Genomic DNA, 9735 nt, shown 5'->3' on the forward strand with positions numbered 1-9735 from the left:
GCCGACGAAGATAAGCATTGTTGGAAAACAAAAGCGATGCATGATGAATCCATCGATGCTTGAAGCAGTATTAAAGGCTGGATTTAGTAGTTAGGTTAAAAATTAAACACTCATGCGGTGACCCTGGAACGGAACTAGTGTCAGATAAAAGCTCTGTTATTTGCGCTCCAAAAAACAATTCAAGTTTCAAATATTTTACGTTCTTTATAATGCCCAATTGAGGTGACCACAATTGGGTAAGGGGAATATAGTCTGACTCAGGTTTAGGTTCAAATTTGAAGTTATTCACAGGACTCTCTAAAGAATATAAGTCGCTTGTTGGACTTGGCCGATGCCACATCCAAATTAATAGGTATTTTTATGCTATAGGAATTTGCTTTTTTCCGATAGTGATATTTTGTACAACCTTTAGGCTAATGGTTTGTTCTGATTACACCTTTTAAGGTAGGTTTCATCATGTTCAATCTTTTAAATTGACCAATTATTACCTTTCCTTGATATGCCTTTCTAACTTAGTTAATTGACAAATTCAACTCTGAACTTGAGGCCGTTGAAGAAAATGACGTGAGCTTGACATGGATGTCAGGCTAGCTTTAGAGGGGAAGGGACGCCCCTTCTGAAGCGTTAGCATTTTCAAATAAGGCCGAAGCTGGCTACAAATGAAGTTAAAAGCTGGATCTAACCACGTCGCGAAATTATCGCTTTTCAGATAATTTTGATGTGGCGGCTGGGAGTTCCAAGAGGGAATAGCCGTTAATTCCCTCTTGGTCTGGTGTGGGTGAAGCGCCACGACGTTAGTGGCCGCAGGTCATAGCCTAACCAACTTGGGGCAGAAATGCGCTAGCCAGACTCGTTGCCTCACAAAAAAGCCCAAATTATCAAACGTTAATATTAATGAGGCTTTTTTATTTCCGTGCTATTCCGGCCATCTGTGTTTGCAAAGTAAATAGGCCACTGCCTGTGGTGATTAATAAGGTTTTCATGTCTTTACCACCAAAGTCCATATTGGTTATGCGCGGCGCAACTGCGATTGATTGATGTAACTTACCTTCGGGCGAATAGATTTGAAGCTTGCCTTGACTGTGGCTGGCCACATAAAGATTACCGGCACAGTCAATGGTGATGCCATCGGGTCCATCAACGTCGATAAAGGGTTGTCGCTTTCCAACACTGCCATCATCATTTACTGGATAACGGTAAATATGGTTACTGTAATCGCCAACATAAAGCCAATGTTCGTCTGGCGATAATACAACCCCATTAGGCTTATTTAATTGGTCAAGCTCGACTAGTTTTCCTGATGCAGGCAACCAGAAAACTGATGTGCTGTTAAGTTCATTTTTACGCTCGCTCAGTTGCCAATCAGGATCGCTGAAGTAAATGCCACCATTTGAATGTTGGCTGATGTCGTTAGGGGAGTTAAATTGTTTACCGTTGAATTGATTGACCACCACAGTTTGCTTTTGTGTTGATAAGTTAATTTTGCTGACCGATCGGTCACTGTGTTTTAGCACATACAAATCGTTACCATCAGCCTGCAAGCCATTGCTGCCAGAGTGTGACAACCACAATGTGGGCTTATGGTTAAGTTTGTATTGATAAATATTGGCATCAGGGCCGTTCAATTGACTCCCAGAGAAGTTCATTTCAGAGAAATAAAACGCTTGGTCAGCCACAGACCAAGTAGGACCTTCAAGGAAAAGCAATTTGTCACTAACTAACTTAAGCGAATGACTGTCAGCAGCTTGATAGTGGCTGCTGCATTGTTCAATTAACGCTAAATCGGCATTAGACTTTGTTTCTGCATACGCTTGCAGTGGCAACAATAGGGCTAACGCACATGCGCTGGCGAGTTTTGCTGCTGTTGTTGATGACTGTCTTAATGTCGTTAATTGCATTGAGCTTCCTTGTTATTTGTTAATGCAAATTAGATTAAACGTTAAAATAATAATAGTCAAATAGACCATTAGTTTGTTAGCTTATGGTAAACAACCATTAACTAACCTCAACGCGGGCTAAGAGATGGGATAAACAAGCTAACTACAAAAGGAATACCAATGAATCGAGCTATAAAAACAACGATTGGTTTGAGCATCGCCAGTGCTTTATTATTCTCTATGAATATTCAGGCTGTTGAAACAGCAGCCAATTCGAACGCGATAACCCATTTAGATGATGTGTATCAACAGGCTTTTAAAGTGGGCGTTGCGGTAAATGAAGATGTCACCATGGGCAAAGATGATCAACAAAAGCAGTTGGTCATCGATAACTTTAATACTGTGACCATTGAAAATGCCATGAAAGCGGAAATTGTTAACCCAACACCTGGAGTTTATGATTTTGCCGCCGCAGATGCCTATGTCAAATTTGGCCAAGACAATAATATGTTCATCGTTGGGCATACCTTAGTTTGGCATAATCAAACACCTGATTTTTTCTTTAAAAATAAAGATAATCAACCTAATACGCCAGCTGAGCAATTAGAAGTGATGCGCAAACATATTAAGCTTGTAGCAGGTCGCTATGCTGGCAAGGTGCATGCGTGGGATGTGGTAAACGAGGTGATTGATAATGACGGCTCATACCGCCCAACTACCTGGGTTAACGGCGTCGGCGATGGCGATACTTTGGTTAAAGCAGCGTTTAAATATGCCGCTGAATATGCACCCAATACTGAACTGTATTACAACGACTTTAATGCTTGGCGACCAGAAAAACGTGATGCCATTGTGAAAATGATTAAGATGTTAAAAGTTGAAGGGATCCGTATCGACGGTGTGGGGATTCAAGCGCATTGGGGGCTTAACTTCCCTAAAACTGAATACATTGAGCAAGCCATTGATGCCTATGCAGCAGCGGGTGTGAAGGTAATGATTACCGAACTAGATATTGATGTATTGCCGTTTACCAAAGAGGGTCAGGTGTTTGGCCAAGCCTTTATGCATCCACAGTTTCAATTAGAAGAGTTCGAAACCTACCTTGACCCGTATAAAGCGGGGTTACCTGATGATGTACAACAAAAGTTAACCGCAAGGTATGTTGAGTTGTTTACCTTATTCAATAAAAAAAGCGACAAAATTGATCGGGTAACCCTGTGGGGATTACATGATGGTATGTCGTGGAAAAATGATTATCCAATCCCAGCAAGAACAAATTATCCGTTATTGTGGGATCGTCAGTTACAACCAAAACCAGCATTAAAAGCCTTACTCAATCTACAATCTAAATAATTAACATAGCCGTTAATCTGAGTTGTTTACTTGTTCTTGTAACGAATAACCACAAATTTTAACGGCTTGGTTCCGCTATTAAAAATACCATGCATAACGCCGGCTGCAACATAAAGCATGTCGCCTTGTTTTGCAGGTGACTCTTTGCCATCTAAGCTCCACGTGCCTTGTCCTTCTAATATCATCAAAAACTCTTCGCCTTCATGTTGGTGTGCGGGGTGAATTTCATTATTCGGCTCAATAACGGCTACACCACTAATGACATTGGTTGATTCATTGGTGTCACCATAAAAATAGGTGTTAAACACACTGCCATCGTACTGGGTGATATGAGTATCAGCATGAGACACTATGGTTGATGTAATCTCGGGTTTTATATCGTCATTAGCATAAGACATGTTACTCAAGGTGAAGCAGCTTAATATCATTACACCCATTAAGGCGCATAACCGGGGTGATTTAACTTTTCGCTGATTTCCTTTCATGTGAACTCCATTTATTTTCATCGATGCAATAATTAAGTAATTGTTTATTATGTGGATATTTGTTTTTTTATCTTCTTGTTGGCAACAATTTATAAAGTTTTTGTTACAAACATGTTCTCAAAAAGATAAAACTAGTCTATTTTAATACAATCTTGTTGTCAAAAAGACTATTTGATTGGTCCGTTAAAAATTATCTTTGTAGTAACGGAATGATCAATAAGATTTCTAACCGTTGTTTTTAACAATGGTTGTTAATAATGCTTTGAACAATAAGTTGACTCAATGGGGGAGAAACTGAATTATTTATTAACACGATTGGGTTTAATCGCCTGTTTTGTGAAATGGATAATCAGAGTAGACATGAATTCACTTTTAGCTCTGGTCAGTGTGATTGATATGACTCGGCCAGCAATAACAATAATCGGGATATACAGGCTATGCTGATAACAAAAACTCTTAACAAAACTATTTTGATAGGTTGTGCCTCAATGGCCTTAATCCTATCGGGGTGTGAAAGCGATAACGGTGCAGCCGCAAATACGCAAGCTGTAACACAAAATATTATATTGAAAGACAAGTTTGCTGATAACTTCAAAATGGGTACAGCAATTAGCAAAGCACAAGTGCTTAATCCTAGTGATCCAGAATTGCTGTTAGCGGCGAAGCATTTCAATACCTTTACGCCTGAAAACTCAATGAAGTGGGAATCAATTAATCCATTACCTAATGAGTACCAATTTGATGTCGCTGATGCATTAGTTAACTTTGCCAAAAACAATAACCAACAACTGGTTGGACATACTTTGGTGTGGCATTCACAAACACCGGATTGGGTATTTGAAGACGATTCTGGCAATCTTCTTAATCGTGATCAATTACTACAACGCATGCAAAATCATATCAAAATAGTCGCAGGGCGTTACGCAGACCAAATATTTGCGTGGGACGTAGTCAATGAGGCATTAAACGAAGACGGCACCTTGCGTGAATCTAAATGGCAGCAAATAATTGGTGATGATTTTATTGAACAAGCTTTTATATTTGCCCAACAGGCAGCACCTAAAGCCAAGTTATATTACAACGATTACAACATGTTTAAGCCTGAAAAAAGAGCAGGGGCCATCGCACTGATAAACCGACTTAAGCAAAAAGGCATTCAAATTGACGGTGTCGGCATGCAAGCACATTACTCACTTGATTACCCAGACTTTGCAGAAGTTGAAGACTCAATTGTGGCGTTTGCGGCAACGGGTGTTGATGTCATGATTACAGAGCTTGATATTTCGGTATTACCTTTTCCTGAAAATCTAACAGAAGGTGCTGATGTGTCGCTAGATGTAGCATTACAACAGCAATACAACCTGTATAAAGATGGCATCCCCAAAGACGTTGAACAACAATTAGCATCTCGCTATCAAGCTTTATTCTCTATCTATAAAAAACACAGTGATAGTATTGGCCGAGTGACATTTTGGGGCGTGAGTGACAAGCAAACTTGGCGTAATGGTTGGCCAATGCAAGGCCGTACCGATTATCCATTATTAATTGATAGAAACATGCAGATTAAAGACTTTGTCGGCAGCTTATAATCACATTCTTAGCAATAAGTGATGAACAAGTTAAGCCACTTATATTATCGATATAAGTGGCTTTCTCATCAAAGCTGTCTGTCTTTATCAGTGCAGAATCAGTACTTCGTAAACATTATGCCCTCTTGCTTATTCCTGCCAACATCGACTCAAATGTGCAAGTTGGTGACAAAAAACAATGAATACACTAATCATGAAATTATTGTAGTTGTTAATTTCAACCTAGTAGTCTATTTTAAATTAACGTTATAGTCATTTTGACACAAACGTTATTAATGCTAAATAAGAAAAAACAAGACCAAGAAAACTGACATTAAAAATATGGTAAATCAAAAATAAAATAATACTTATCAGGAAATATAAATGAATATAAAAAACAATAGACTCAAGTTAATTAAGTCAGCGTTAGTGGTTGGCCCTCTGCTACTTTTATTATCGGGATGTTTTGACAGTGATAAAGAGTCCGCCGAAGTACCGCCAATCGATGTAGTCGAACCTGAGCCTACGCCCCCAGAACCATTGGTGACGACGTTAATTGAAGCGGCAAATAAAGCGAATAAACGCATTGGGACAGCGTTAAGTTATGGGGTATTAAGCAATAACGAGACAGATTATCTCGACATAGTAAAAAAAGAATTTAACTATGTTACGCCTGAAAATGCCGGTAAATGGGGCTCGATACAAACGTCAACCTCTGATGTTTGGAACTTTGATGCTTTAGATAGCATGATTGATTTTGTTGAACAAAATGACATGGCGTTTAAAGGTCACGCTTTAGTGTGGCATCGCCAATCGCCAAATTTTGTTAATGGTGATGTAACACCTGAAGAGTTAACCGGTCTGATCAATGCCCATATCGATGTTACAGCTGCGCGTTATAGCGGACAAATTTACGCGTGGGATGTGGCAAATGAGGTGATGGGGGATGATGCTAATTATCGTGACTCTGTATTTTTTGCAAAGCTAAATAAACGCTTTATTGCCGACGCGTTTACCAGATCCCATGCTGCTGATCCAAAAGCTAAGTTGTTTTATAACGATTACAGCATAGATAACATCAATGCAAAATCTGATGCCGTATTGACCATGGTCACGGAATTAGTCGATGCTGACATACCCATTGATGGGGTGGGTTTTCAAATGCATTTAGACGCATCAAATGCACCCTCAACTCAGCAAATGACAGACAATTTCCAGCGTTTTGTTGATTTAGATTTAGACGTCAATATTAGTGAAATTGATGTGCGTTTATCATCGTTACCTTGGGACCAAGTGACTAAACTGGCTATACAACAACAGGTATATCATCGTGCGATTAACGCATGTATGAATGTAGAACGCTGTGACGCAGTGACCATTTGGGGTTTCACCGATAAATACAGTTGGATTGACGGCGAATTTGGACCCGATGATCCACTCATTTACACCGCTGATTACCAAAGAAAGCCCGCTTACTTTGCCATAGCCGATGGCTTTATGGGTATTGAAGCAGATGCAGCTGGTGTTATGCCAAACCTCATTGCTAACGGTAACTTTGAAATAGCAACAGATGGCTGGACAACGTTAGAGGCCACAGCATTAAGATCAACCGTTAACAAAAAGAATGGTATTACCTCGCTTGTAGTCACGTCAACTGGTACCGCTAAAGCCAAAGCAAGTATGGATATTACTGGCTTGCTGAGCGCAAACAGTGTGTATGACCTTGAAGCTTGGGTAATGTCGACTAATCAATCAACACTAACCAGCACAGCCAGCGTGGTGCTTGAATGTGTCGGCGAACAAGCTAACACCATCGTGATTAATTCAGCGGTTGCCAGTCATACCGCATTTACTCAATTAACGGGGTCATTAACCGTTCCTGATTGTGAGCTAGTCGCTGCAACCCTACTCATTGAAGGCCCAGTAGTGAATGAAACAATTTACTTAGATGCGGTTAGTCTTCGCCCACAAGTATTAATGCCTAATACTGAAGGTTTTGGCGAAAACATATTAGCCAATAGTGATTTTGAAATTGATGGGTCTGGCTGGGAAGGTTACGACACATCAGAAATAGCCATAACAACCACTAAAGTATTTGCTGGTAAGCAAAGTTTAGTCGGTACTGCGCGTACTCAAGAATACCAAGGTCCTTCCACTAACATTTTAAGTCTTGTGGAGTCAGGTCAAACTTACCAATTGTTTGCCAGGACGGCCATTAGTGAAGGGTCGGCTCAAGTCAAAGCCACCATCAGTGCAACCTGTTCAGATGGCGTTAAGTACTTAGGCACAGGTGCGACAACGGCTAACTCGACGGATTGGTCATTAATAGCAGGGCAGGTAACGTTACCCACTTGTGCAATGAGCGATGCGATTCTGTATTTTGAAGGCCCAGCAGTGGGTATCGATATTTATGTTGATAACGTCACTTTTCATGCAAAAGAAAAAAATCTAGGCCCTAACTTAGTTTCAAACAATGACTTTGAACAAAACACTGACGGTTGGTCAGTTTGGGGCGGCACGTTAGCTAGCTCAACAAACTATACCTACACCGGTAATAGCAGCGCTTTACATACTGACAGAACTGGCACTTGGCAAGGACCGGTATTTAACTTACTGCCTCATGCTGAAGCGGGTAAAACCTATGACGTGACAACCTATGCGCGTATCGAAAATGCTGCATCTGATGTGCTAAATATCACCTTAAAAATCTTATGTGAAGGCGATACTGAAGCTGATGCGTCATACACTCAACATGGCACCATAACAGCAACAAATGGCGCTTGGACCAAGTTAACTGGCAGTTTTGTGTTACCTGATTGTGCCCTTACTAGTGCATTTGTGTATTTTGATGGCCCAGCTATTGGTGTAAATATTTATATAGATAGCGTGTCGATTACCAGCGATATTACCGTTGACCCGGACAACTTATTTACCAATTCAACGTTCGAGTCGGGTGTGAATGGTTGGGCAACGTGGGGAGCCAATATTGAATCAAGTTCCGATTTTGCTCATACCGGTGAAAGTCTGCATTAGTTAACTCGCGTACCAATGATTGGCAAGGACCTGTTTTCGACTTTTTTGGTCGGAGTAAACTTAATACTACTTATGATATGAGCGGTTGGATAAGAGTGGTGGGGTCTGAAAGCGAAAACGTTAGCATTAACATAAAACAGACCTGTGAAGGTGGAACTGCAGTTTATAGTGATGCCGGCCCGGCTGTTACTGTATCGAACAGCGAATGGACATTGGTGAGTGGTACTTTCACAACACCCGATTGTAATTTAACTGAGCTATCTGTTTATTTTTCTAATGCCGCGGTAGGCGTTGATATGTATCTAGATGATGCGGTACTTAAGCTTGCTAGTGTCGAGTAAATCGGCACGATTAATTAAATAAATTAACCGTATTAACCATAAATTTGGACGGTTATCGAACTGAGGGAAGGTTAATTATTCCCTCAGTTCAACAGTTAAGTTAACAGTAAGCTCAGCTGAAAACTCCACTTTTACCTAGATAATGGCTGTAGATCAAACATTTTAAACGAATTAATCTGCAGCCTAGTTAATAGTCCAACTTATAAAAGGAATTTGTTATGACAAAATTATTGATGTGTTTGGTACTGGTTTTTACCAGTTTTACTGCTTTAGCGGAGCCGGAAATTGATTCACAACCAAAAGATTCAATTCTGTTAACGGTATTTTTAAAACACGACCAGAGTAGGAACTTAGCTGACACTCAGCAGATTTTAACCGAACAAGGCTTCTTTGATGCCTTTCCGCCTAAAGGTGTGTCGGTTGTAAGTTGGTATGTGATGATGGGAATAGGGCAAGTCGTGACGTTAGAAGTGCCAGCACACCAATTGAGTGCCGTTAACCTTGCTATAGAGAAAACTGCCTGGAAAGCCTTTTCTACCGAGTTTTATCCGACCTATAACTTATATCCTATTTACAAAGATAGGTTAAAAAATAAAGCTAAAGTGTCATATAAGTAACCTATCACTTGGATAGAAAATATTTCTAATTGTTATTCGATTATCGGATTTAAGTCCCTAGCTCATTTCTGTCCATAAGAGGGCTAGGGACGTTACGGTAGTAGCATACTTATTTATTGCCAAGTGTTGAGCCTTTAATCACCCAGCGTGTGACAAATAAAAGGGGAGGTAGGGAAGCTAAATTCGGTAACCTTAGCGGCCTAAACATCCATGTGTTTTCAGTAATCCGTAGATATTATGTCTCGCATATTGAAAATCTGGTTCTGAATATTTTATTAACCCTGCTTTAGGCAGGGCGAGATCGTGAACGTTTTTCAATCAATTTAACATAAGGTTTGACGTTAACATCTCGCTATGATCTTATACTCCCTTTTTTCGGGAGCACACCATGCATATTGACCACTTCAAAGAGAATTTCCAAACAATAACAGACCAGCGTCAAGGGGCTAAAGTGACCTATT

6 protein-coding genes and 1 pseudogene are annotated in these 9735 nt (G+C 40.2%); 5 read left to right on the top strand and 2 right to left on the bottom strand.

Annotated features, from left to right (window positions below; all coding sequences use genetic code 11):
- Positions 1–905: 905 nt before the first annotated feature.
- Positions 906–1898 (bottom strand): SMP-30/gluconolactonase/LRE family protein, encoded by a 993-nt coding sequence (locus AC19MX_RS20845; RefSeq protein ID WP_498299753.1) that lies wholly within the window; start codon positions 1896–1898, stop codon positions 906–908.
- Between the two features lie 159 nt (positions 1899–2057).
- Here AC19MX_RS20845 and AC19MX_RS20850 point away from each other — a divergent pair, with 159 nt between their 5' ends.
- On the top strand, positions 2058–3230 hold the full coding sequence (locus AC19MX_RS20850) for an endo-1,4-beta-xylanase (RefSeq protein WP_498299754.1): 1173 nt from the start codon (positions 2058–2060) through the stop codon (positions 3228–3230).
- A gap of 26 nt (positions 3231–3256) precedes the next feature.
- Here the strand turns inward: AC19MX_RS20850 and AC19MX_RS20855 are convergent, their stop codons facing one another.
- The gene (locus AC19MX_RS20855) at positions 3257–3715 is read right to left on the bottom strand and encodes a cupin domain-containing protein (protein ID WP_498299755.1); all 459 of its coding nucleotides are present in this window, start codon (positions 3713–3715) and stop codon (positions 3257–3259) included.
- A 488-nt stretch (positions 3716–4203) separates the two neighbouring features.
- Here AC19MX_RS20855 and AC19MX_RS20860 point away from each other — a divergent pair, with 488 nt between their 5' ends.
- The 4 genes and pseudogenes from AC19MX_RS20860 (at position 4204) to AC19MX_RS20875 (ending at position 9274) form a co-directional block, all read left to right on the top strand.
- Complete coding sequence (locus AC19MX_RS20860) at positions 4204–5304, top strand: endo-1,4-beta-xylanase (protein ID WP_498299756.1); 1101 nt, start codon at positions 4204–4206, stop codon at positions 5302–5304.
- A gap of 363 nt (positions 5305–5667) precedes the next feature.
- The gene (locus tag AC19MX_RS20865) at positions 5668–8316 is read left to right on the top strand and encodes an endo-1,4-beta-xylanase (protein WP_498299757.1); all 2649 of its coding nucleotides are present in this window, start codon (positions 5668–5670) and stop codon (positions 8314–8316) included.
- Positions 8317–8363: 47 nt separating this feature from the next.
- A pseudogene (locus AC19MX_RS20870) lies at positions 8364–8657 on the top strand (carbohydrate binding domain-containing protein); the annotation flags it as partial.
- Positions 8658–8875: 218 nt separating this feature from the next.
- Positions 8876–9274 carry a hypothetical protein gene (locus AC19MX_RS20875; protein ID WP_498299758.1) on the top strand — a complete coding sequence of 133 codons (399 nt, stop codon included), beginning with the start codon at positions 8876–8878 and terminating at the stop codon, positions 9272–9274.
- Positions 9275–9735: the final 461 nt, after the last annotated feature.

The sequence above is a fragment of the Shewanella sp. MF05956 genome (assembly GCF_059758055.1).